This window comes from Streptomyces cadmiisoli (genome assembly GCF_003261055.1).
In the GTDB taxonomy this organism is placed as follows: domain Bacteria; phylum Actinomycetota; class Actinomycetes; order Streptomycetales; family Streptomycetaceae; genus Streptomyces; species Streptomyces cadmiisoli.
In genome coordinates this window covers 5337322-5358607 of the sequence record NZ_CP030073.1, presented here as the reverse complement: position 1 = coordinate 5358607, position 21286 = coordinate 5337322, and the positions used below count along the sequence as shown (strand labels likewise).

Sequence of the window (21286 nt, the reverse complement as noted above, 5' to 3'; positions counted from 1 at the left end):
AAGGTCTCTCACGCTCCAAGGACGCTGCGATGATGACGCTAACTACCGTTAAGTAACCCAAATTTTAGAGGGCCGCCCACGCCAGGGGTACGTGAGCTTGGCGACAGCCGGGAATCTGCCCGATGAGGAGGCGGAATCCGTCCCTACTATGCTCGGGCTGCGCATCCGCAACGTAAACCCCCTGGAGCTTCCATGGCCCTCAAGATCACCGTGATCGGTACCGGTTATCTCGGCGCCACGCACGCCGCGGCCATGGCCGAACTCGGCTTCGAGGTGCTCGGACTCGACGTGGTCCCCGAGAAGATCGAGATGCTCCGCCGCGGCGAGGTCCCGATGTACGAGCCCGGCCTGGAGGAGCTGCTGCGCAAGCACGTCGCCGGGATCGCGGGATCGACCGGCCGGCTGCGGTTCACCACCGACTACGCAGAGGTCGCCGCGTTCGGCGATGTGCACTTCGTGTGCGTCAACACCCCGCAGAAGCACGGCGAGTACGCCTGCGACATGTCGTACGTCGACGCCGCCTTCGCCTCCCTCGCCCCGCACCTGACCGGCCCCGCCCTGGTGGTCGGCAAGTCGACGGTGCCCGTCGGCTCCGCGGACCGCCTGGCCGCCTACCTGGCCGAGCACGCCCCGGCCGGCGCGGACGCCGAACTGGCCTGGAACCCGGAGTTCCTGCGCGAGGGCTTCGCCGTGCAGGACACCCTGCACCCGGACCGGATCGTGGTCGGTGTGGCCGGTGAGCGCGCCGAGAAGCTGCTGCGCGAGGTGTACGCGACGCCGGTCAACGACGGCTCCCCCTTCGTCGTCACCGACTTCCCGACCGCCGAGCTGGTGAAGACCTCCGCGAACTCCTTCCTGGCCACGAAGATCTCGTTCATCAATGCCATGGCCGAGGTCTGCGAGGCCGCCGGCGGCGACGTCGCCCGGCTCGCCGAGGCGATCGGCTACGACGACCGGATCGGCAAGAAGTTCCTGCGGGCCGGCATCGGCTTCGGCGGCGGATGCCTGCCGAAGGACATCCGGGCGTTCATGGCCCGGGCCGGCGAGCTGGGCGCCGACCAGGCGCTGACGTTCCTGCGCGAGATCGACTCGATCAACATGCGCCGCCGCGGCCAGATGGTCGAGATGGCCCGCGAGGCACTGGGCGGCGGGCCCTTCCTGGGCAAGCGCGTCGCCGTGCTCGGCGCGACCTTCAAGCCGGACTCCGACGACGTCCGCGACTCGCCCGCCCTGAACGTCGCCGGCCAGATCCACCTCCAGGGCGGCCAGGTGACGGTGTACGACCCGAAGGGCATGGCCAATGCCCGCCGCCTCTTCCCGACGCTGGGCTACGCCGACACCGCGCGGGCCGCGGTGCAGGGCGCGGACGTCGTACTGCACCTGACCGAGTGGCGGGAGTTCCGCGAGCTGGACCCGGCGGAGCTGGGCGAGACCGTGACGTCCCGCGTCATCCTGGACGGCCGCAACGCCCTCGACCCGCAGGTGTGGCGGCGGGCCGGCTGGACGTACCGGGCGATGGGCCGCCCGAGGGCCTGAGCGCGCCGGGTGCGACCCGGACCCGCCGCGCGGGACGGGTGACGCCGGTTCGGCCGAGGCTCAGTCGGCCGAACCGGCGTCTGCACGCATTCTGCACCACGCCCCGCCGCCTCACGCCCGCTTCCCCCGGTACCGGCGCATCTTCACGCGCGCCCCGCACACCGACATCGAGCACCAGCGGCCGCGTCCGGCCGGGCTGCGGTCGTAGTACGCCCAGTGGCACTCGGGCAGTTCACAGGCCTTGAGCCGCTGCCAGGTGCCCGCCGTCAGCGCCTCCGCGACGGCCGCCGCGACCCGCGCCGCCAGGGTGCCCGGCCCGGCCGGCACGAGGCGCGCGGAGCCGTCCCGCGCGTCCACGGACACATACAGCGGCACGCGGGCCAGCAGCTCGCCGAGCGGGGTCACGGTGCGGTGCGGGGGGTGCCCGGCGTGGGCGAGACAGGTGGCCCGCAGGGACTCGCGCAGCTCGCGGACGTCCGCCAGGTCCCGTTCCGCGACGCCGAAGGGCGCCCGGCCCTCCGCGGTGTCGAGAGCGTCCCGGCCGGACTCCAGGTCGACCGTGTTGACCAGGGCCTCCACCAGGGCGAGGCCGCCGGGGGCGGGCAGTCTCTCGTTCATGGTTGCGACGTTACCTCCAGTACGGGAGCATGGGGTAACGGTTACCTGTTGGCCGCATCCACAGGTAACGGGCGAACAGCGGCATGGAAGCGACTAGGAGGAGTCATGGCTCTGGCAACACTGGGCGCCGTCGTCCTGGACTGTCCCGACCCCCGCGCGCTGGCCGGTTTCTACGCCGAGGTGCTCGGCGGCACCGTCGAGGGCGAGGGCGACTGGGTGGACCTGAAGGTGCCCGGCGGACAGCCGCTGGCGTTCCAGGCCGCCCCCGGATTCGCGGCACCGGGGTGGCCCTCCGCCGCGGACTCGCAGCAGTTCCACCTCGATCTGGCGGTGGAGGATCTCGACGCGGCCGAGGCGGCGGTGCTCGCGCTCGGCGCGCGGGTGCTGGACGCCGAGGACCGCTCGCGGAACTGGCGTGTCTACGCGGATCCGGCGGGCCACCCGTTCTGCCTGTGCGCCTGCTGACCCGCAAGGAGCCCGCGGTGGCGGGGGCGTGTCCGCGCGGGACCGGTCAGCCGTCCAGATCGGCGATCCGCGCCGTGGACGACACACCGCGTTCCCGCGCCGCCCGCGCGGCGAAGTCGGCGGTGCGCAGGACTCTTTGGGCGTTGCCCCAGGTCAGCAGTGCCAGATCGACTTCGCTCCAGCCGCGGCGCAGCAGTTCGGCGATCAGACGCGGGTAGCAGGACGCGTCGGCCAACTCCCTCGGGTGCGCGCAGCCGGCGTCGTACGTGCCGGACAGGCCGACGCTCTCCGGCCCGGCGACGACCCGCACATGATCGAGGTGGTCGGCGACGTCGCGGACCGTCGAACCGGTCTGCTCGGCGGTCAGCGGCACCATGCACAGGCCCTTGGCCGCGCCGAGCCCGGCCAGCAGGTCGTCGGGGAGGTTCGCCGGGTGGGGGCGCAGGGCGCGGGCGCCGGAGCGGGTGCACAGGACCGGGGCCTTGGAGGCGGCGAGCACCCGGTGGACCGTCAGCTCGGAGGCACCGGAGAGGTCGGCGAGTACACCGAGCCGGTTCATCTCCCGCACGACCTCCTCGCCGAACCGCGTCAGCCCGTCCTCACCGGCCCATGAGGTGCCGGCGAGGGTGAGGACGCGCAGGCCGAGGGTGTGCAGCAGCCGCAGGACGGCGACCGAGTCGTCGATCGCGGCGGCGGTGGCGGGGCCGAGGACCACGGCGGTGCGACCGCAGTTGCGGGCGTCTATGACCTGCCCGGCGGTGCGGGCCAGCCGCAGCCCCTCGGGATGGTTCCTGATCACGGCCCGCACCAGGTCCAGCTGCTCCAGGGTCGCGCCGAGTGCCCGGTCCGAGGTCGGCCCGTCGGGCAGGTGCAGCGAGCAGAACAGCACCCCGACATGGCCCCGGCGCATCCGCGGCACATCCGTGTCGACGGCGCTCTCGCCCAGTTCCAGGTCGTACCAGGGCAGATGCCGCAGCGCCCGGGGCAGTCCGCTGTAGCCGTCGGCCACGGGGTGGACGGCGAGCAGGGCGTGGGCCCGCTCCAGAGGGGCGGCGTCGGGGTCGGTGACGGGCGCGTACAGCTCGGGCGGGAGCGGCGCGTCCAGCGACAGGGCGTCCGGCGCGCCTATCCGAGCGGGGGTGTCCAGGTCGTCCTGGAGATCTGCCATGGCGGGCTCCGTACGTGCGCGGGCGATCGCTGTACGGTCACCGTCGCACGGGCCACGGCGGGGCTTCCTGGTGGACGCGGCGTTCGGGGGAGGCCGGTCGGAGACCGGCGCCCGAGGCCGGGGGTGGGGTGGCCGGTGCGGCCACCCCGCCCCCCGGCGCTCAGCCGTCCAGCTGCTCCAGGGTCGCGTTCGACGCGGCGCGCGTCACCCGGAGGTCACGGGCCACGTCCTCGGCCGCGCCCAGCACCCGCACCGCGTTCTGCCAGGTCAGCTTGGCCAGGTCGGACTTCGACCAGCCGCGCTCGAGGAGTTCCGCGATCAGGCGGGGGTAGCCGGAGACGTCGCTCAGACCGTCCGGTGTGAAGGCCGTGCCGTCGTAGTCGCCGCCGATGCCGAGGTGGTCGATGCCGGCCACCTCGCGCATGTGGTCCAGGTGGTCGGCGACGGTCGCCACCGTGGCCACCGGGCGCGGGTTGCTCTCCTCGAAGGCGCGGTGCACCTTCATCGCCTCGGCGGTGGTGTCGAGGTGGTGGAAGCCGTGCGCGCGCATGTTCTCGTCGGCGGCCACCGTCCAGTCGACGGCCGCCTGGAGGACGAACTTCGGCACGAACGTCACCATCGCCATGCCGCCGTTCGCGGGCAGGCGCTCCAGGACGTCGTCCGGGATGTTGCGGGGATGGTCGCAGACCGCCCGCGACGAGGAGTGGGAGAAGATCACCGGGGCGGCCGAGGTGTCCAGCGCGTCCCGCATCGTCGTGGCCGCGACATGGGAGAGGTCGACGAGCATGCCCTCGCGGTTCATCTCCCGCACCACCGCACGGCCGAAGGCCGACAGTCCGCCGGCCCGGGGCTCGTCCGTCGCGGAGTCCGCCCACGGCACGTTGTCGTTGTGGGTGAGCGTCAGATAGCGGACGCCGAGCGCGTACAACCCGCGCAGGGTGCCGAGGGAGCTGGCGATGGAGTGGCCGCCCTCGGCGCCCATCAGCGACGCGATACGGCCCTCGGCGCGCGCCGCCACCAGGTCGGCCGCGGTCAGCGCGGGCGCCAGGTCCCGCGGGTGACGGTCGATCAGCTGCCGGACGCAGTCGATCTGTTCCAGCGTCGCCGACACCGGGTCGGGCAGGTCCGCGCGGACGTACACCGACCAGTACTGGGCGCCCACCCCGCCCTCGCGCAGCCGCGGGATGTCGGTGTGCAGATGGCCGTCCTGGCGGACGGCGACGTCCCGGGCTTCGAGGTCGTAGCGGACCTGCTCGCGCAGTGCCCACGGCAGGTCGTTGTGTCCGTCGACCACGGGGAACTCGCGCAGCAGTTCCCTGGCTTCGTCCAGCCTGTTCATCGCTTCCCCCCTACTTGCCGAAGCCGAAACCGGCCGCCGCGCCGTCGACCTTGGCGCGCAGACGCTTGCCCTTCTCGGTGGCCTGGTCGTTCAGTTCCTGCTGGAAATCCCGCATGCGGCCGAGGAGTTCTTCGTCGTGGGCGGCGAGGATGCGGGCCGCCAGCAGACCGGCGTTGCGCGCCCCGGCGACCGAGACGGTGGCCACGGGCACGCCGGCCGGCATCTGCACGATCGACAGCAGGGAGTCCATGCCGTCGAGGTACTTCAGCGGCACGGGCACACCGATGACCGGCAGCGGGGTGACCGAGGCGAGCATGCCGGGCAGGTGCGCGGCGCCGCCGGCACCCGCGATGATCACCTTCAGTCCGCGGTCGGCCGCCTGCTCGCCGTACGCGACCATCTCGCGCGGCATGCGGTGGGCGGAGACGACGTCGACCTCGTAGCCGATCTCGAACTCGTCCAGGGCCTTGGCGGCGGCCTCCATGACGGGCCAGTCCGAGTCCGACCCCATGACGATGCCAACAACAGGGCTCATTCGGTGATGGTGCCTCTCAGGTAGCCGGCAGCGTGACGGGCGCGCTCCAGCACGTCGTCCAGGTCGTCGCCGTAAGTGTTGACGTGGCCCACCTTGCGGCCGGGCTTCACGTCCTTTCCGTACATGTGGATCTTCAGCTGGGGGTCGCGGGCCATGCAGTGCAGATACGCGGAGTACATGTCCGGGTAGTCGCCGCCGAGGACGTTGACCATCACCGTCCACGGGGCGCGCGGGCGGGGGTCGCCGAGCGGGAGGTCCAGCACGGCCCGGACGTGGTTGGCGAACTGCGACGTGATGGCGCCGTCCTGCGTCCAGTGGCCCGAGTTGTGCGGGCGCATCGCCAGTTCGTTGACGAGGATGCGGCCGTCGCGGGTCTGGAACAGCTCGACGGCGAGATGGCCGACGACACCCAGTTCCTTGGCGATCCTGAGGGCCATCTCCTCGGCCTTCAGCGCCAGCGTCTCCGGCAGCTCGGGCGCCGGGGCGATCACCGTGTCGCACACGCCGTCGACCTGCCGGGACTCGACCACCGGGTAGGCGACCGCCTGGCCGTGCGGGGAGCGGACGACGTTCGCCGCGAGTTCGCGCACGAAGTCGACCTTCTCCTCCGCCAGCACCGGAACGCCCGCCCTGAAGGGGGCCTCGGCCTCCTCGGCGGAGCGGACCACCCACACGCCCTTGCCGTCGTAGCCGCCGCGGACGGTCTTCAGGACGACGGGGAAACCGTCGCCCTCGGCGGCGAAGGCCGCCACGTCCCGCGGATCGGACACGATGCGGTGCCGCGGGCAGGGCACGCCGATCGCGTCGAGCCGTGCGCGCATCACACCCTTGTCCTGGGCGTGCACGAGCGCCTCCGGGCCGGGGCGCACGGGGATGCCGTCCGCCTCCAGGGCCCGCAGGTGCTCGGTGGGCACGTGCTCGTGGTCGAAGGTGATCACGTCACAGCCGCGCGCGAAGTCACGCAGCGTGTCGAGATCGCGATAATCGCCGATCACGACTTCGCTCACGACCTGCGCGGCGGAATCCTGTGGGGTGTCACTGAGGAGCTTGAACTTGATGCCCAGCGGGATGCCTGCTTCGTGTGTCATACGAGCGAGCTGGCCCCCGCCGACCATGCCGACTACCGGGAACGTCACGCCTCCAGGGTATCGGCCGCGCCAGGTCGGCCGGATTCCGCCCTTTCCGCACCGGTTCCGGGCCCACCGGCGGCCCCTCCGTCCGGACGTGACCTCATCCACAAGCGATCACCGAAGGGGGGTGGTTAGCATGGCCGGGTTGACCACACCGACGGACGGGGGCCTGCACGACCATGGGACATGGTTCTTCGGCACCCCCCACGACGTCGCGCGGCGGGCTGCGCGGGCGGATGGAACAGCTGGTGCGCGAGGTCGCCAAGTTCGGCGCCGTCGGTGGCGCGGGGCTCCTCGTCAACCTTCTCGTGTTCAACCTGGTACGGCACGTGACCGACCTCCAGGTGGTGCGGGCCAGCGTGATCGCCACGGTGGTGGCCATCGCCTTCAACTACGTCGGCTTCCGCTACTTCACCTACCGTGACCGCGACAAGAGCGGCCGCACCCGGGAGCTGACGCTGTTCCTGCTGTTCAGCGCCGTCGGCCTGGTGATCGAGAACGGCGTGCTCTACACCGCGACGTACGGCTTCGGCTGGGACAGCCCGCTGCAGAGCAACGTCTTCAAGTTCCTCGGCATCGGCATAGCGACGCTGTTCCGCTTCTGGTCGTACCGCACCTGGGTGTTCCGGGCGCTTCCGGCCCGCGAGGCGGTGGCCGACGCCGAATCGTTCCTGACGGCCGAAGGAACCCGCGCTCCCCAGCGCGCCCGCGCCTAGGACGGCTCCCGGCCCGCCCCGAGGGCCTGCCGCGCCCTGGTGCCGCGGCGAGCGCTAGCGGACCGTGTCGTCCCCGTCGCCCTTCTTCTTCACCGGCGTCCGGGACAGGAAGAGGCCGAACACCGCCGGCTGGGCCTGGAGCATCTCCAGACGGCCGCCGTCGGCCTCCGCGAGGTCCCGGGCCACGGCCAGGCCGATGCCCGTGGAGTTGCGTCCGCTGATGGTCCGCTCGAAGATCCGCGCGCCCAGGTCGGCCGGGACGCCGGGGCCCTCGTCGGTCACCTCGATGACGGCCTGGTTGCCGGTGACCCGGGTGCGCAGCGCGACGGTGCCGCCGCCGTGCATGAGCGAGTTCTCGATCAGCGCGGCCAGTACCTGGGCGACCGCGCCGGGGGTGCCGACCGCCTGGAGGTGCCGTTTGCCGGAGCTGACGATGGCGCGGCCGGAGCTGCGGTAGGCGGGCCGCCACTCGGCGAGCTGCTGCTGGATGACCTCGTCGAGGTCGAAGGTGACCGCGGAGCCGGTACGCGGGTCGCGGGAGTTCGTCAGCAGCCGTTCGACGACGTCCGTGAGCCGTTCCACCTGGGTGAGCGCGATGGTCGCCTCGTCCTTCACGGTCTCCGGGTCGTCGGTGAGGGTGATCTCCTCCAGCCGCATGGACAGCGCCGTGAGCGGGGTGCGCAGCTGGTGGGAGGCGTCCGCGGCCAGCCGGCGCTCCGCGGTGAGCATGCGGGCGATGCGCTCGGCGGAGTTGTCGAGGACGTCGGCGACACGGTCCAGCTCCGGGACGCCGTACCGCTTGCGACGGGGCCGCGGGTCGCCGGAGCCGAGCCGTTCGGCGGTCTCCGCGAGGTCGGTGAGGGGTGAGGCGAGGCGGTCTGCCTGGCGCAGGGCGAGCAGCACCGCCGCGATCACGGCGAGCAGCGCCACCGCCCCGATGATCAGCAGGGTGCGGCCGACCTCCTGGGTGACGGCCGAGCGCGGCTCCTGGACGGTGACCGTCTCGCCCTCCTCGCCGGTGCGGGTGGCCTCGATGACCTCGCCCGACGGTTTCTGCCCGACCTCGATCGGCCGCTCGCCGGGGATGCGGACGACCGCGTAGCGGTCCTCGCCGACCTGGTCGGCGAGGATCTCGGAGGTGATCTGCTCGGCCCCGAGGATCCGGCTGTCCACGATGCTCGCGAGCCGCACCGCCTCGGACTCCACCCGTTCCTGGGCGCTGGTGCTGATGGTCCGGGTCTCGACCACGACGAGGGAGACCCCGAAGACAGCGATCACCACGAGCACCACGGCCAGCGTGGACTGGATCAGTCGACGGCGCATTTTCTTACTTACTCGTAGGGAAACGGTGGCCCGGCCCGCGAGGGCGGCTGTGCCTCAGCTCTTCTCGAAACGGAAGCCCACACCGCGCACGGTCGCGATGTACCGGGGGTTCGCGGCGTCGTCGCCCAGCTTCTTGCGCAGCCAGGAGATGTGCATGTCGAGCGTCTTGGTCGACGACCACCAGGTGGTGTCCCAGACCTCCCGCATCAGCTGGTCGCGGGTGACGACCCGGCCGGCGTCCCGCACCAGGACCCGCAGCAGATCGAACTCCTTGGCCGTGAGCTGGAGCTCCTCGTCACCCATCCAGGCGCGGTGCGACTCCACGTCGATGCGCACGCCGTGCGTGGCGGGCGGCTGCTGGGGCTCGGCCGCGCCGCGCCGCAGCAGGGCCCGGACCCGGGCGAGCAGCTCGGCGAGCCGGAAGGGCTTGGTGACGTAGTCGTCGGCGCCCGCGTCCAGGCCGACGACGGTGTCCACCTCGTCGGCGCGCGCGGTCAGGATCAGGATCGGCACGGTGTGACCCTCGGCACGCAGCCGGCGGGCCACCTCCAGGCCGTCCATGCCCGGCAGGCCGAGGTCCAGGACGACCAGATCGACGCCGCCCTGCAGTCCCGCGTCGAGCGCGGTGGGGCCGTCCTCACGTACCTCGACCTCGTAGCCTTCGCGGCGCAGCGCGCGTGCCAGCGGCTCCGAGATGGACGCGTCGTCCTCGGCGAGCAGTACACGAGTCATGTGCCGATGGTAGTCCGCCGGTGCCGCGAGCCGGGGTGAGACGGCGGAGCCGGGATTCTTACCTGTGAACCCTTGGTACGGACCTATATCTGTGGGGTGCGATCCTGGGAAGGACCTTCGAAGGTACGCCTGGGGTTCCCGCGACACCTGTGATCCGTCTCTCAAGTCGTTTCAAATCCGGCAGTGTCCTGCCGTATGGTGATGGGACGCCTGTAGTACCACAGGGACCTTTGGCGCCGCTTTGACGCCGAGGGTCTCTTTTGTGTGCGGGCCGGCTTCGGTCGGCCCGAAGGAATGACCTGTGGCCGGGCCTCGCGCGCAGCGCCGCGCGTGGGGCGTGGATCCCGGTGGCCGCCGTCTCTCGCTCCGTGGCGGAGCAAACTCCCCGTGGGCGTGGGGTGGACGGCCGAACCGCCGGTGCCGGCCGTCCCCCCACCGGGCGCGCATCGCTCTTGGAGCGCGTCCCGACGAGCAAGGATCGACCATGGCGTCCAGCCTGACGAAGGACTCGGTCTCCCCGGGAAGCCCCGGGTCCGAGCGGACCTTCTTCGGCCACCCCCGCGGACTGGCCACTCTCTTCATGACCGAGATGTGGGAGCGGTTCTCCTACTACGGCATGAGGGCTCTGCTCCCGCTGTACCTCGTCGCGCCGGGCGGCCTGCATCTCGACGCGGCCACCGCGACCGCGATCTACTCCGTGTACGTGTCGCTGGTGTACCTGCTCGCCCTGCCGGGCGGCTGGTTCGGTGACCGGGTCTGGGGTCCGCGCAAGACCGTCGCCGTGGCCGGCGCGGTGATCATGCTGGGCCACCTCACGCTGGCGCTGCCCGCCTCCGGCACCTTCTACGGGGGCCTCGGCCTGGTCGCGATCGGCTCGGGCCTGCTGAAGGCCAACATCTCCACCATGGTCGGCCAGCTCTACGACGGCCCGGACGACCCGCGCCGCGACGGCGGCTTCACCGTGTTCTACATGGGCATCAACCTGGGTGCCTTCGCCGCTCCGCTGGTCATCGGCACCATCGGCGAGAACGTCGACTGGCACCTCGGCTTCGCGCTCGCCGCGCTCGGCATGGCGCTGGGTCTGGCCCAGTTCCTGCTCGGCGGCCGTCACCTCGCCCCGGCCTCCAGCACGGTCCCGAAGCCGCTGTCCGCTGCCGAGAAGTACACGACGCTGCGCAAGTCCGCCGTCTGGGCGGGCATCGCCGTCGTCTTCTACGCGATCGTCGGCTTCTCCGGCAGCTACACCCTGAACTGGATCCTGGTCCCGCTGACCCTGCTCGGTGTGATCATCCCCGTCATGGTGCTGACCCGGATCAAGCGGGACCGGGAGCTGGACCGCGCCGAGCAGTCGAAGATGTCCGCGTACATCTGGTTCTTCGTCGCCGCGGCCGTCTTCTGGATGATCTACGACCAGGGGGGCTCGACCCTGTCCCTCTTCGCCGACTCCTCGGCCGAGAACAGCGTCTTCGGCTGGGAGTTCCCGGTCTCCTGGTACCAGTCGGTCAACCCCGTCCTGATCATGGCCCTGGCCCCGGTCTTCGCCTGGTTCTGGCTGGCGCTGAACCGGCGCGGCAAGGAGCCGAGCACGATCGTGAAGTTCGGCTCGGGTCTGGTCCTGGTCGGCACCTCCTTCTTCCTCTTCCTGGCCCCGCTGTCGATCGCCGAGGGCGGTCACAAGGCGGCCGCGATGTGGCTGGTGGCGATCTACTTCACGCAGACCGTCGGTGAGCTGCTGCTCTCCCCGGTCGGCCTGTCGGTGACCACGAAGATGGCGCCCGCGAAGTACGCCTCGCAGATGATGGGTGTCTGGTTCCTGGCGGTCACCGCCGGTGACGCGACCACCGGTCTGCTGTCCATCGCCGGCGTCGACCTGAACAAGTCGGGTGTCGTCGCCCTGGAGGCCACGCTCGCCGTGCTCGCCGGTGTCGCGGTCTGGATGTACCGCAACAAGGTCAAGCAGCTGATGGGCGACGTCCGCTGAGACGCCGCCGCCCGGCAGCCGGAGGGCCACCGCACCCACGTGGGTGCGGTGGCCCTCCGCCGTTCACCCGCGCGCGGTACGGCGCACCGCCGCGGCGGGCCGCCTCGGGGCGGCGCGTGGTCCCGGCGGGCCGCTCAGTGCGGGCGCCGCCCGGGCAGGAACGTGAACACCGCGGCGCCCAGCAGCACCGCCGTCCCGGCGACGAGGCCGAGGGCCTTCAGGCCGCCGTCGTCCGCGGCGCCGGTCTCGGCCAGCCCGCCGCCCGCGTCCGAGCCGCCGGAGGCCGCTCCGCCGGAGGCCGAGCCCCCGCCGCCCGAGGCGCCGCCCGCCTGCTCGGTGGTGTCCAGGGTCAGCGAGACCTCGGACTTCGCCGGGGTGCAGGTCGTGGTCGTGCCCAGCGCCTCGACCGTCAGGACACCCGGGGACAGCGTGGACTCACCGCTCGCGCCCGGCTTGTAGGTGCCCGTCAGGTCGGGGATCTCGATCGGGTCGCCCGACGCGATGGGCTCGGCGTTGGTGGGGCCCTCCACATGGACCGTGCCGGTGTCGGCGCCGCCCAGGACCACCTCCATCGACGGCTTGACCGAGTCCGCCGGGATGTCGGCGGGGCTGTCCATCACCGACTCCTCGAACCGCACGGTGAGATCGAAACTCCCGCCGTCCTTGCGGGCGTCGATCTGCACCGGCGAGGTGGCCTCCTTGTCACCGATGGGCGTCTTGCACTCGTAGGGCACCTGGACCTCCTTGCCGGTGAAGTCCGTCTGCCCGCCGCCCCCGCCACCGGAGCCGCCGTTGTCGCCTCCCCCGCTCCCGGTCGGGGTGGGGGCCGGTGTGCCGGACGGCGGATCGGAGGCGGTGTCCGTGGGATCGGGCGTGGGTCCGCCGGTACCGCCGCCCCCCGCGGCCACGTCGATGGTCGCGGCCGGCCGCACGGCCTCCTCGGGGGTGCACTCGGTGTCCGTGGACATGGCGTTGATGGTGTACGCGTCGGGGGTCAGCGTCACCTCGCCGGGCGTCGTCAGCTTCAGCGTGCCCTTCATCTCGGAGAGCACCATGGCGGCGCCCTTGGGGATGGGCGGGTTCTCCCGGGGCCCTTGCAGGGCGATGTCCGCGACCTGCGCGCCGGCCGCCTTGAGGGTCCCGCTGGGCTGGACCGAGTTCTCCGGGAGGTCGACGATGTCGGGGTTCTTGGAGGCCGCCTCGACGAACGTCCAGACCACCTCGACATCGTCACCCACCTTCGCAGTGGCGGGCGCGGTGATGTCCACCGTCGTGGTGCCCTGCACGGGCGGCAGACCGGATATCGCGGGCGGGACGCACTCCGTCCGGTACGACACCTCCGCGGCCTGCGCGGGCCCCGCGGCCACGCCGAGCAGGGCGCCCGCGCCGCCGAGCAGCAGGGCGAGGCCGGCGGCGGCCGTTCTGCGCCGGCCGTCGGGTCCGCCGGCCGGTGTGACTCTCCTTGGCGTACTCACGTGGGTCCCTTCCTGAGCGGAGTCGTAGGACTCGTCGGACTGTCGTCGTGCGGTGCGGAGAGCCGACAGGCCGTGCCCGGACCGGAGTCCGGGGTGAACCACGGCAGGGTCGAGTTCGATTCGGGCGGATCCTGGCGGGGTGTCAGCCCCGGCAGCCGCAGGGCGAGTTCGGGCAGCCGCAGGCCGCGGTGGCGGGCGCCGCCCGGACGGGGCGGGCGGACCCGGTCGACCACGGCCATCCCGGCGCGGAACACGGCGGCCGGTACGACCAGGCAGACCAGGAGCCAGAACAGCGTCACGCCCCACGGCCGGCCCACGCCCCAGGGCTGCTCGGCGAGCACCTTGCCGCCGTACTTCAGCGAGACGGTGTAGTCGCCGTGCGCCCCGGCCGCGAGCTCCACCGGCAGGCTGATCCGGGCCCTTTTGCCGGGTTCGACGGTGCCCCGCCACTGCTGTTCCTGCCACTGCGGGGCGAACACGCCGTGCGACGTGCCGATCTGGAAGACGGGATTCTTGACGGCCGAGGTGCCGACATTGCCGACGGTGAAGACGAAGGTGCGGGTGGGCGGCGCGCCGAACCAGGTGAGCAGGCCGCCGGAGCCGTCGAGCCGGGTGTCGTCGAGCACCGACAGCCGGCCGCCGGCCGCTTCGGCGGGCAGCGGTTCGACGCTGTGCCCGGCGACCTGGAAGACGGCGTCGGCCTGCGCCTCGGCCCCGGTCACCGTGGCGACGTGCACCACGCACGGGCACGGCACCGGCGGCTCGGCGACCGGCAGCGTCCTGCGGAACCGGCCCTCGGCGTCGGTGGTGACGGCCCGGCCGTCGGCGTTGGCACAGGAGTTGGTGCCGCCGATCACGCCCCGGGAGGGCACCGACCGACCGCAGATCAGGATCATCAGCAGCGCCCGTTCCCGCCATCCGCTGCCGGTCACGGTGATCGAGCCGCCGGTGCCCGCCTGCGCCTTCGACAGTTTCACGGCGGGCCCCTCGGCGGCGGACGCGGCCGGGGCGGCCACGAGCGGCCCGAGCAGCAGCGCCAGCGCCGCGAACAGCACCGCGATCCGGGTCCTCATGGCGCCACTCCCGTCAACTCGACCTGGTCGGACCGGTGTTCCCCGGCCGTGTCCGGCATGCGGCGCACCCGGCGCCGGCGACGTCGCAGTACGACCGCCGCGCCCGCGGCGGCGGTCAGCGCGCCCGCGAGCGGGCCCCACGGCACGAACCGGGCCGAGGCCGACGCCGTGTCACGTACCCCGCCGGCCGCGGTCACCGTCAGCCGGACGTCCACCGCGTCCAGGGCGGGGCGGCCGGGCCACGGTTCGTGCAGTCGCACCCGGCGGCCCGGCGGCAGTTCGGCGGACAGGGTGCGCGGGCCCCGGTCGAGCACGGTGCCGAACAGGCCGTCGGCCCGTACGGCGAGGGTCGGTACGAGCGTGGTGGTACCGCGGTTGACCAGGTCGTACGTGATGCGGTCGCCCCGTACGACGACGCGTTCGAGCGTCAGCGCGGACAGTGTCGGCCCGCCGGCGCGCAGCCGCAGCGGGACGGACCGGGAGCGACCGTCGCCGTCGCGTACGACGACGGAGCCCGCGTGGTCGCCGGGCGGCGCGCCCTCGGGCACGGTCACGGTGAACGGGATGTCCGCCCGGGTGCGGGCGGGCACCCGCACCTCGGCGTCGGCGAAGGCGATCGGCGGGCCGGTGCCGCGCAGCCGCACGGTGACCGGGTGCCCGGCGCGGTTGGTCACGGACACCGCGTCCTGGAGCGCGGTGCCGGGCGGGCCCTCCGCGTAGAAGGCGGGGCGGTGGCCGCCGGCGGGCGCGACGGACCAGCCGTCGGCCGCGGCGGCCGCCGGGGCACCGCCCAGCAGGACGGTCCCGGCGCACAGCAGGACGGACGCGCAACGGTACGGGGCCCGGCGGGCGTACGACATCGGCGGCTCCGGCGGTCGGGCTGCGGCGGGGTCAGCGGCGTACGCGCGCCGTCTGGTTCCGGCGGGTCAGCCACAGCGCGCCCGCGGCACCCGCGAGCAGGACCGTGCCGCCGAGGGTGCCGAGGGCGATCGCGGAGTCCTCGGGGCCGGTCTGCGGGAGTTCGGCCCCGGAGCCGCCGCCGCTTCGGGAACCGGTCGAACCGCCGCCCGCCGCCGTGACGTCGAGGGTCAGGGCCGGTCCGGGGTCGTTGCTCGGGGTGCAGGTGGTGGTGGTGCCCAGCGCCTTGATGGTGAGCACGCCCGCCGTGAAGGTGACCTTGCCGGACTTCTTCGGGGTGTACGTGCCGGACAGGTCGTTGATCTTGATCGGGGTGTCGGCGGGGATCGCGGCCTGGTTGGCCGGGCCGGTGACGTTCACCGTGCCGCTGTCGGCGCCGCCGAGTTCGATGGTGGCGCTCGGCTTCATCGCGCCCTTGCCGAGTTCGACCGGGCTGGACGACACGCCCTTCTGCCAGGACATGGTGAGCTTGTAACCGGCCCCGCTCTTCTCACCCTTGATGTCGATCGGCGAGACGGCGCTCTTGTCGCCGATCGGTGTCTTGCACTGGTAGTCGACGTCGACGACCTCGGCACGGGCCGTCGGGGCGGCGAGCAGCACCACCGAGCCGGCCAGGGCCGCGGCGGACGCGAGCGCTGTGGTTCGTTTCCGGTACGACACGGTCGACATCGGCGTCATCGCCTCCTGATTCCTGACGGCACATCAGATGGGCCGTCAAGGTACGCCCGGGGGCCGGAGGAAGGAAGACGCGGTGCACCCCGGAGTTGTGACGATCCGGCGTGCGTGCGGTGATGTCCGCGGAAGGGTTCGAACCCCGGGTAACCCCAGGCGGGTGTCGCGCGTCCCGGGCCGTGCCGGGCGGGTGTCGCGTCCCGGGCGGCGACGGCCGGGTGCTACGCGGGCGCGCCCAGCTCGGCCCAGACGCGCTTTCCGCCGACACCGGGGGTGCGCACGACGCCCCAGTCCAGGCACAGGCGCTGGACGATGAACATGCCGTGGCCGCCGGGGCGGCCGGCGCGGTGCGGGGTGCGGGGTGCGGGCTGGCCGGTACCGCGGTCGGAGACCTCGATCCGGATCACCTTGTTGTCACAGGAGATCCACAGCTCGTCCGGCCCCTCGGCGTGCAGACAGGCGTTGGTGACCAGCTCGGACACGACGAGCAGCACGTCCTCGGCGGCGGCTCGCCGGTCCGCGGAGGAAGCCGGCAGCCAGCCCCACGCGTACAGCGCCTGACGGGCGAAGTCGCGGGCCATCGGGACGACACCGCTGGCACCCTCGAAGCTCAGCGTGCGGGTGTGCCGCGGCACCGGGGCCGCCGAGGACACCGAGGAGGCCGCGGGTGCCGAGGACGCCGAGGACACAGTCGTGCCGCCTTCGGACGCCCCGTCCCCGGGTGCGTCCCCCTCGGACACCCCGGACGCCCCGGAAGCGCCGCCGGGCTCCGGCCCGCGGTCGCCCGGCGAGTAGGGCCGGGTGGTGCTCATCAGCGCTTCACCTCACCGATTCACCAGTTCACGTTTCAAGAGTTCGGTTCCGAGCACATCGCCGCACTCGGCGCTCAGTACTCAGTGTGGGTCACATGGCCGGTACGGGTACACACGGCACGTGCCCTCCGCACAGATGGGAAGACGGCCGGTCCGGCCGGTCCGCCGCGTCACCCCCGTCATGGTTGCCGCCGACATGTTCAGGATGTCTCCTGCCCGACGCGGACGACGGAACACCCCCCTTTTCGGCAATACCGGCGCACTCAGTCGGCCTCACCCTCACCGGCCAGGGCCGCTTCGACCGTGTCGTGCACGGTGAAGACCGCCTCCGCCCCGGTGATCTCGAACACGCGGGCGACCACGGGCTGCATCCCCGCGAGGTGCACACCGCCTCCCGCGGCTTCCGCCTTCAGCCGGGCCCCGAGCAGCACGTTCAGCCCCGTGGAGTCGCAGAACTCCAGTCGTGAGCAGTCGACCACCAGCCGGCTGAACCCCTTGGCGAGGCATTCCTCGAGCGGTTCGCGCAACAGGTCCGCGGTGTGGTGATCGAGCTCACCCGCCGCGGACACGACGGCGCTGGAACCCTCTTCCCGCACCTCCACCAGAAGCCGGCCCGACTGTGCGCTGCCGACCGTCCCGTGGTCCATGCCGCCTCTCTCTCCCGAGGTCGTGGCTGCTGCCTGTCGGCCTCGAACACTACGCCTTCCCTACGCCCTTCGACAGCCGAACATCCGCACAGAAACGGACATATGTGCACAGAACGCACTTGCGGTGGGCTCGGGTAAGCGGGTAGGGCTAGTAGGGACACGCAACCGACACGGCCGGCTTCGGAGGCGCCGCACGCCGCAGTGCACGTACTGGCTTCGGCAGCCATATGCCGAGAACGATGGAGGACATCATGTCACCCCGGCTCGATGCATCGCACGCCCGGACGGCGGCGTCGACACCCGCCCCGGAACACCTGAATCCCATCGAGTCCCGCAGCGAAGACGCCGACGCGCCCGCCGTTCAGGACGACGCGCTCGCCGGACTTCCGGAGATCCCCCCGTACGACGAGGTCGGCCCGGTCGACGCACGGGCGCTGTCCAAGACCCTCTTCGAGCGGCTGGAGTCCCTCGAGGAAGGCACGCACGAGTACTCGTACGTCCGCAACACGCTCGTCGAACTCAACCTCGCCCTGGTCAAGTTCGCCGCCTCCCGGTTCCGCTCGCGCAGCGAGCCGATGGAGGACATCATCCAGGTCGGCACGATCGGCCTGATCAAGGCGATCGACCGCTTCGAGCTCAGCCGCGGCGTCGAGTTCCCCACCTTCGCGATGCCCACCATCATCGGTGAGATCAAGCGCTTCTTCCGCGACACCTCTTGGTCGGTGCGCGTGCCGCGCAGGCTCCAGGAGCTCCGGCTCGACCTGGCCAAGGCCGGCGACGAGCTGGCCCAGCGGCTGGACCGCGCGCCCACGGTGCAGGAACTGGCCGAGCGCCTCGGCATCTCCCACGACGAGGTCGTCGAGGGCATGGCCGCGTCGAACGCGTACACCGCCTCCTCGCTGGACGCCCAGCCCGAGGAGGACGACAGCGAGGGCGCGCTCGCGGACCGCATCGGCTACGAGGACCACGGGCTCGAAGGCATCGAGTACGTCGAGTCGCTGAAGCCCCTCATCGCCGAACTGCCGCAACGCGACCGGAAGATCCTCTCCCTCCGCTTCGTCGCCAACATGACCCAGTCCGAGATCGGCGACGAACTCGGCATCTCGCAGATGCACGTCTCGCGGCTGCTGTCACGGACCCTGGTGCGGCTGCGCAAGGGACTCACCGTCGAGGAGTGACGGCCCTCCCGCGGTGACGGCTCGTCGTCCGGCGCCCGGTGGGGCGCCGGACGAGCCCGGTCCGGGCCCCTTCGGAAACCCCCCGCTGTTATCGGCGGTAACACCTTTCCCCGCGGCCTCGCTTCCACCACTATGGTCACCCCCCAAACTGGCTGGTAGGTCAGTGCTGTTGACATGCACGGGGTCGCGAGGAGGCGGGTGGATGGCTCGGGCCGACGGGACCGGCGGCGCTGCCGGGGACGCGGAGCACTCCGGTATGTCCGACACGCGGCTGACCGAACTGCTGCGGGCCGACACCACCCGCGCGTACGGGGCACTTCAGGAACTGCGCGCCAGGCACCGCCCGTCGGTCCTCGCCTACGCCCGGCTGTGCGCCACCAGCGAGTCCGCCGCGCGGCAGCTCACCGTGCAGGCCTTCACGCTCGCGGCCCGCGAGACGGCCCGCGGATCCGACCCCGCGGGACCGTGGCGGCACCAGCTCCTGCTGTTCCTCGGCCGGGTAGCGGCGGAGTGGGCCGGCGACGAACGGTCCGCCGGTCTCGACGCGGGCCTGCTGCTGGTCCTGAACACGGCGGGAAGCCTCGGCCCCGTCCCGCCGATGCTCGCGGCGTACCGGTCCCTTCCCTCCCGCACCCAGGGGCAGCTCTGGTACGCGGTGGTGGAGCAGGAGCCCGACGAGCGCACCGCCGTGCTGCTCGGCCGCACCCGCGAGGACGTGGCGTACGAGACGGAGCCGGCGCTCCAGGCGCTCGCACGGGCCTGTCTGACGTCCCGGCTCGCGGCCTCCGACGACGTGCGCTGCCGGGACTTCCGCCGGCTCATCGAGGAGTCGGTACGGCCGGACGGCCCGCGCCACAGCCCGGACCTGGACGCCCACATGGCGCGCTGCACGCACTGCTCCACCGCCTACGAGGAGCTGACCGCGCTGCGGGACGCGCCGCGCACCGCGCTGGCCGAGGGGCTGCTGCCGTGGGCGGGCACCGCGTACGTCGCCCGCGGCGGCGCGCCCGGCTCCGGCCGCCCGGACCGGCGGCGGAACCGGCCGCCGTACCGCCGGGTCGCGCTGGCCTCCGCGGTGCTCGGCGCCGCCGTCCTGCCGCTGCTGCTGATCCTGCCCGAGCCGGACGACCCCGCCGCCCAGGACAAGGCCGGCGCGGTGACCACGCCGCTGGTCCCGCCGCCGCCCGTGACGGTCACGGCGACGGTGTCGGCGAGCCCGGCGACCACCGCCCCGAAGTCCCCCTCGCCGACACGCAGTCCGTCCCCGTCGCGCTCACCGAGTGCGAAGCCCTCTCCCACGCCGGCGCCGCCGGCTCCCACGACGCATCCGCCGGACGGCGACTACGCCCAGGTGGTGAATGTCGCCTCGGGGCTGTGCCTGGACATCCGCGACGACATCGAGAAGGGCGAGGACGTCCGCACGGCGCCCTGCTCCGGCTCGCCGACCCAGCGGTGGCGGGTGGACGCCGGGCGCGGCGTGGTGCAGTCGTACGCCGACCCGGAGTTCTGCCTGGACAGCCGGGGCTCGGTGGACCGCGGGGTGGGCATCTGGGAGTGCGACTCGGTCGACGGGCGCAACGGCCGGAACCTGCGGTTCACGGTGGACGGGCGGGGCGTGATCCGGCCCGGGATCTCGCCGGACCACGCGGTGACCCCGTCGGGAGGCGACGGACTGGCGCTGCTGGAGGAGACGGAGCGGGCGGACCAGCGCTGGCGAGCCGGAGCCGCCTGACCCCGCACCGGCCGCGGGGCGCTCAGACGACGCGTGCCCCGCTGCGCCACACCTGCGTCACCAGCGGGACGCCCGGCCGGTAGGCGAGGTGGACGTGGCTGGGGGCGTCGAGGACGACCAGGTCGGCACGAGCGCCCGGGGCGAGGCGGCCGACGTCGTCCCGGCGCAGCGCCGCCGCTCCGCCCGCCGTCGCCGACCAGAGCGCCTCGTCGGGCGTCATCCCCATGTCCCGTACCGCGAGCGCGATGCAGAACGGCACGGACGAGGTGAAGGACGAGCCCGGGTTGCAGTCGGTGGACAGGGCCACGGTGGCGCCCGCGTCCAGCAGCCGGCGGGCGTTCGGCCACTCGGCGCGCGTGGAGAACTCGGCGCCGGGCAGCAGGGTGGCGACCGTCGAGCCCTGGGCGAGGGCGTCCACGTCGGCGTCCGTGAGGTGGGTGCAGTGGTCGGCCGAGGCCGCGTCCAGTTCGACGGCGAGCTGGACGCCCGGCCCGTAGGACAGCTGGTTGGCGTGGACGCGCGGGTGCAGGCCGCGGGCCCGGCCGGCGGTCAGGATCGCGCGGGCCTGGTCGCCGTCGAAGGCGCCCTTCTCGCAGAACACGTCGATCCACCGGGCGTACGGCGCGCAGGCGTCGAGCATCTCGCCGGTGACCAGGGCGACGTACGCGGCCGGGTCCTCGGTGTGCTCGGGCGCGACGATGTGGGCGCCGAGGTAGGTCACCTCGTCGGTGTGCGCGGAGGCGATGCGCAGCGCGCGGGCCTCGTCCTCGACGGTCAGCCCGTAGCCGGACTTCGTCTCGAAGGTGGTGGTGCCCTGGCGCAGGGCCTCGTGGAGGTACCGGGTGAGGTTGGCCTCCAGTTCGGCGTCGGTGGCGGCCCGGGTGGCGGCGACCGTGGTCCGGATGCCGCCCGCGCTGTACGCCCGGCCGGACATGCGGGCGTTGAACTCCTCGGTGCGGTCGCCCGCGAAGACCAGATGGGAGTGGGAGTCCACGAAGCCCGGGACGACCGCGCGGCCTTTGGCGTCGACCCGGTCGTCGGTGGCGGGTGCTCTGCTCGACTCACCGGTCCACACGACGCGGTCGCCGTCGATGACGACGGCCGCGTCCCGGACCAGCCCGAGGGGGGACTCTCCGGCGAGGGAGGGGTCGTTGGTGACCAGCGTGGCGATGTTGGTGATGACGGTGCTGCTCATGGCGTCCTCGTGGTGACCTGGAGGGGGCGGCGGGGGTCGGG

The 21286-nt window shown here is 72.6% G+C and carries 20 protein-coding genes; 6 read left to right on the top strand and 14 right to left on the bottom strand.

Going from position 1 to position 21286, the window contains the following annotated elements:
* Positions 1-192: 192 nt before the first annotated feature.
* A complete protein-coding gene (locus DN051_RS23385; protein WP_053760337.1) occupies positions 193-1536 on the top strand; it encodes a UDP-glucose dehydrogenase family protein in 1344 nt (447 codons plus the stop codon).
* Positions 1537-1647: 111 nt separating this feature from the next.
* On the opposite strand, the gene DN051_RS23380 is transcribed toward DN051_RS23385, so the two are convergent.
* Positions 1648-2154 carry a CGNR zinc finger domain-containing protein gene (locus DN051_RS23380; RefSeq protein WP_112439434.1) on the bottom strand — a complete coding sequence of 169 codons (507 nt, stop codon included), beginning with the start codon at positions 2152-2154 and terminating at the stop codon, positions 1648-1650.
* Between the two features lie 105 nt (positions 2155-2259).
* Between DN051_RS23380 and DN051_RS23375 the strand changes: the two genes are divergently transcribed.
* Positions 2260-2619, top strand: coding sequence for a VOC family protein (locus tag DN051_RS23375; RefSeq protein WP_112439433.1), 360 nt, complete (start codon positions 2260-2262; stop codon positions 2617-2619).
* Between the two features lie 46 nt (positions 2620-2665).
* Here DN051_RS23375 and DN051_RS23370 read toward each other — a convergent pair whose 3' ends face one another.
* The 4 genes from DN051_RS23370 to DN051_RS23355 all read right to left on the bottom strand — a co-directional run bounded on the left by DN051_RS23370 (position 2666) and on the right by DN051_RS23355 (position 6797).
* Positions 2666-3787: a dipeptidase gene (locus DN051_RS23370; RefSeq protein WP_053760334.1), complete on the bottom strand. Its 1122-nt coding sequence runs from the start codon at positions 3785-3787 to the stop codon at positions 2666-2668.
* A gap of 160 nt (positions 3788-3947) precedes the next feature.
* The gene (locus tag DN051_RS23365) at positions 3948-5126 is read right to left on the bottom strand and encodes a dipeptidase (RefSeq protein WP_112439432.1); all 1179 of its coding nucleotides are present in this window, start codon (positions 5124-5126) and stop codon (positions 3948-3950) included.
* Between the two features lie 10 nt (positions 5127-5136).
* Positions 5137-5661: a 5-(carboxyamino)imidazole ribonucleotide mutase gene (gene purE / locus DN051_RS23360; protein ID WP_079001157.1), complete on the bottom strand. Its 525-nt coding sequence runs from the start codon at positions 5659-5661 to the stop codon at positions 5137-5139.
* Complete coding sequence (locus DN051_RS23355; RefSeq protein WP_053760331.1) at positions 5658-6797, bottom strand: 5-(carboxyamino)imidazole ribonucleotide synthase; 1140 nt, start codon at positions 6795-6797, stop codon at positions 5658-5660. The genes purE and DN051_RS23355 overlap by 4 nt, the downstream gene beginning before the upstream one ends.
* Positions 6798-6970: 173 nt before the next feature.
* On the opposite strand from DN051_RS23355, the gene DN051_RS23350 reads away from it, so the two are divergent.
* Positions 6971-7507, top strand: coding sequence for a GtrA family protein (locus tag DN051_RS23350; RefSeq protein WP_053760330.1), 537 nt, complete (start codon positions 6971-6973; stop codon positions 7505-7507).
* Positions 7508-7561: 54 nt separating this feature from the next.
* On the opposite strand, the gene DN051_RS23345 is transcribed toward DN051_RS23350, so the two are convergent.
* Together DN051_RS23345 and DN051_RS23340 are read right to left on the bottom strand one after the other, a co-directional pair.
* The gene (locus tag DN051_RS23345) at positions 7562-8830 is read right to left on the bottom strand and encodes an ATP-binding protein (protein WP_053760329.1); all 1269 of its coding nucleotides are present in this window, start codon (positions 8828-8830) and stop codon (positions 7562-7564) included.
* A gap of 54 nt (positions 8831-8884) precedes the next feature.
* On the bottom strand, positions 8885-9562 hold the full coding sequence (locus DN051_RS23340; RefSeq protein WP_053760328.1) for a response regulator transcription factor: 678 nt from the start codon (positions 9560-9562) through the stop codon (positions 8885-8887).
* Positions 9563-10046: 484 nt separating this feature from the next.
* On the opposite strand from DN051_RS23340, the gene DN051_RS23335 reads away from it, so the two are divergent.
* Positions 10047-11543 carry an oligopeptide:H+ symporter gene (locus DN051_RS23335; RefSeq protein WP_112439431.1) on the top strand — a complete coding sequence of 499 codons (1497 nt, stop codon included), beginning with the start codon at positions 10047-10049 and terminating at the stop codon, positions 11541-11543.
* A 134-nt stretch (positions 11544-11677) separates the two neighbouring features.
* Here the strand turns inward: DN051_RS23335 and DN051_RS45150 are convergent, their stop codons facing one another.
* The 6 genes from DN051_RS45150 to DN051_RS23305 form a co-directional block, all read right to left on the bottom strand.
* Complete coding sequence (locus tag DN051_RS45150; protein ID WP_199315000.1) at positions 11678-12940, bottom strand: hypothetical protein; 1263 nt, start codon at positions 12938-12940, stop codon at positions 11678-11680.
* Between the two features lie 74 nt (positions 12941-13014).
* Positions 13015-14091: a hypothetical protein gene (locus DN051_RS23325; RefSeq protein WP_112439430.1), complete on the bottom strand. Its 1077-nt coding sequence runs from the start codon at positions 14089-14091 to the stop codon at positions 13015-13017.
* Positions 14088-14951 (bottom strand): COG1470 family protein, encoded by an 864-nt coding sequence (locus tag DN051_RS23320; protein ID WP_053760325.1) that lies wholly within the window; start codon positions 14949-14951, stop codon positions 14088-14090. Before DN051_RS23320 ends, DN051_RS23325 begins: the two co-directional genes overlap by 4 nt.
* Before the next feature lie 31 nt (positions 14952-14982).
* Positions 14983-15669, bottom strand: a complete 687-nt coding sequence (locus tag DN051_RS23315; RefSeq protein ID WP_053760368.1) for an LPXTG cell wall anchor domain-containing protein — start codon at positions 15667-15669, stop codon at positions 14983-14985.
* A 233-nt stretch (positions 15670-15902) separates the two neighbouring features.
* On the bottom strand, positions 15903-16493 hold the full coding sequence (locus DN051_RS23310) for an ATP-binding protein (protein WP_053760324.1): 591 nt from the start codon (positions 16491-16493) through the stop codon (positions 15903-15905).
* A 263-nt stretch (positions 16494-16756) separates the two neighbouring features.
* Positions 16757-17140 (bottom strand): STAS domain-containing protein, encoded by a 384-nt coding sequence (locus DN051_RS23305; protein ID WP_112439429.1) that lies wholly within the window; start codon positions 17138-17140, stop codon positions 16757-16759.
* A 239-nt stretch (positions 17141-17379) separates the two neighbouring features.
* Here DN051_RS23305 and DN051_RS23300 point away from each other — a divergent pair, with 239 nt between their 5' ends.
* Together DN051_RS23300 and DN051_RS23295 are read left to right on the top strand one after the other, a co-directional pair.
* On the top strand, positions 17380-18318 hold the full coding sequence (locus DN051_RS23300) for an RNA polymerase sigma factor SigF (RefSeq protein ID WP_053760322.1): 939 nt from the start codon (positions 17380-17382) through the stop codon (positions 18316-18318).
* A gap of 202 nt (positions 18319-18520) precedes the next feature.
* Entirely contained in the window at positions 18521-20050 is a 1530-nt protein-coding gene (locus DN051_RS23295; protein ID WP_112439428.1) for an RICIN domain-containing protein, read from the top strand.
* A gap of 22 nt (positions 20051-20072) precedes the next feature.
* On the opposite strand, the gene hutI is transcribed toward DN051_RS23295, so the two are convergent.
* Positions 20073-21245: an imidazolonepropionase gene (hutI, locus tag DN051_RS23290; RefSeq protein ID WP_053760320.1), complete on the bottom strand. Its 1173-nt coding sequence runs from the start codon at positions 21243-21245 to the stop codon at positions 20073-20075.
* Positions 21246-21286 lie beyond the last annotated feature (41 nt).

What these genes read in the sequence shown, in the direction of transcription:
- DN051_RS23385 (WP_053760337.1), top strand. Translation starts at nt 193, where the DNA reads ATGGCCCTCAAGATCACCGTGATCGGTACCGGTTATCTCGGCGCCACG.
- DN051_RS23380 (WP_112439434.1), bottom strand. Translation starts at nt 2,154, where the DNA reads ATGAACGAGAGACTGCCCGCCCCCGGCGGCCTCGCCCTGGTGGAGGCC.
- DN051_RS23375 (WP_112439433.1), top strand. Translation starts at nt 2,260, where the DNA reads ATGGCTCTGGCAACACTGGGCGCCGTCGTCCTGGACTGTCCCGACCCC.
- DN051_RS23370 (WP_053760334.1), bottom strand. Translation starts at nt 3,787, where the DNA reads ATGGCAGATCTCCAGGACGACCTGGACACCCCCGCTCGGATAGGCGCG.
- DN051_RS23365 (WP_112439432.1), bottom strand. Translation starts at nt 5,126, where the DNA reads ATGAACAGGCTGGACGAAGCCAGGGAACTGCTGCGCGAGTTCCCCGTG.
- purE (WP_079001157.1), bottom strand. Translation starts at nt 5,661, where the DNA reads ATGAGCCCTGTTGTTGGCATCGTCATGGGGTCGGACTCGGACTGGCCC.
- DN051_RS23350 (WP_053760330.1), top strand. Translation starts at nt 6,971, where the DNA reads ATGGGACATGGTTCTTCGGCACCCCCCACGACGTCGCGCGGCGGGCTG.
- DN051_RS23345 (WP_053760329.1), bottom strand. Translation starts at nt 8,830, where the DNA reads ATGCGCCGTCGACTGATCCAGTCCACGCTGGCCGTGGTGCTCGTGGTG.
- DN051_RS23340 (WP_053760328.1), bottom strand. Translation starts at nt 9,562, where the DNA reads ATGACTCGTGTACTGCTCGCCGAGGACGACGCGTCCATCTCGGAGCCG.
- DN051_RS23335 (WP_112439431.1), top strand. Translation starts at nt 10,047, where the DNA reads ATGGCGTCCAGCCTGACGAAGGACTCGGTCTCCCCGGGAAGCCCCGGG.
- DN051_RS23325 (WP_112439430.1), bottom strand. Translation starts at nt 14,091, where the DNA reads ATGAGGACCCGGATCGCGGTGCTGTTCGCGGCGCTGGCGCTGCTGCTC.
- DN051_RS23320 (WP_053760325.1), bottom strand. Translation starts at nt 14,951, where the DNA reads ATGTCGTACGCCCGCCGGGCCCCGTACCGTTGCGCGTCCGTCCTGCTG.
- DN051_RS23310 (WP_053760324.1), bottom strand. Translation starts at nt 16,493, where the DNA reads ATGAGCACCACCCGGCCCTACTCGCCGGGCGACCGCGGGCCGGAGCCC.
- DN051_RS23305 (WP_112439429.1), bottom strand. Translation starts at nt 17,140, where the DNA reads ATGGACCACGGGACGGTCGGCAGCGCACAGTCGGGCCGGCTTCTGGTG.
- DN051_RS23300 (WP_053760322.1), top strand. Translation starts at nt 17,380, where the DNA reads ATGGAGGACATCATGTCACCCCGGCTCGATGCATCGCACGCCCGGACG.
- DN051_RS23295 (WP_112439428.1), top strand. Translation starts at nt 18,521, where the DNA reads ATGGCTCGGGCCGACGGGACCGGCGGCGCTGCCGGGGACGCGGAGCAC.
- hutI (WP_053760320.1), bottom strand. Translation starts at nt 21,245, where the DNA reads ATGAGCAGCACCGTCATCACCAACATCGCCACGCTGGTCACCAACGAC.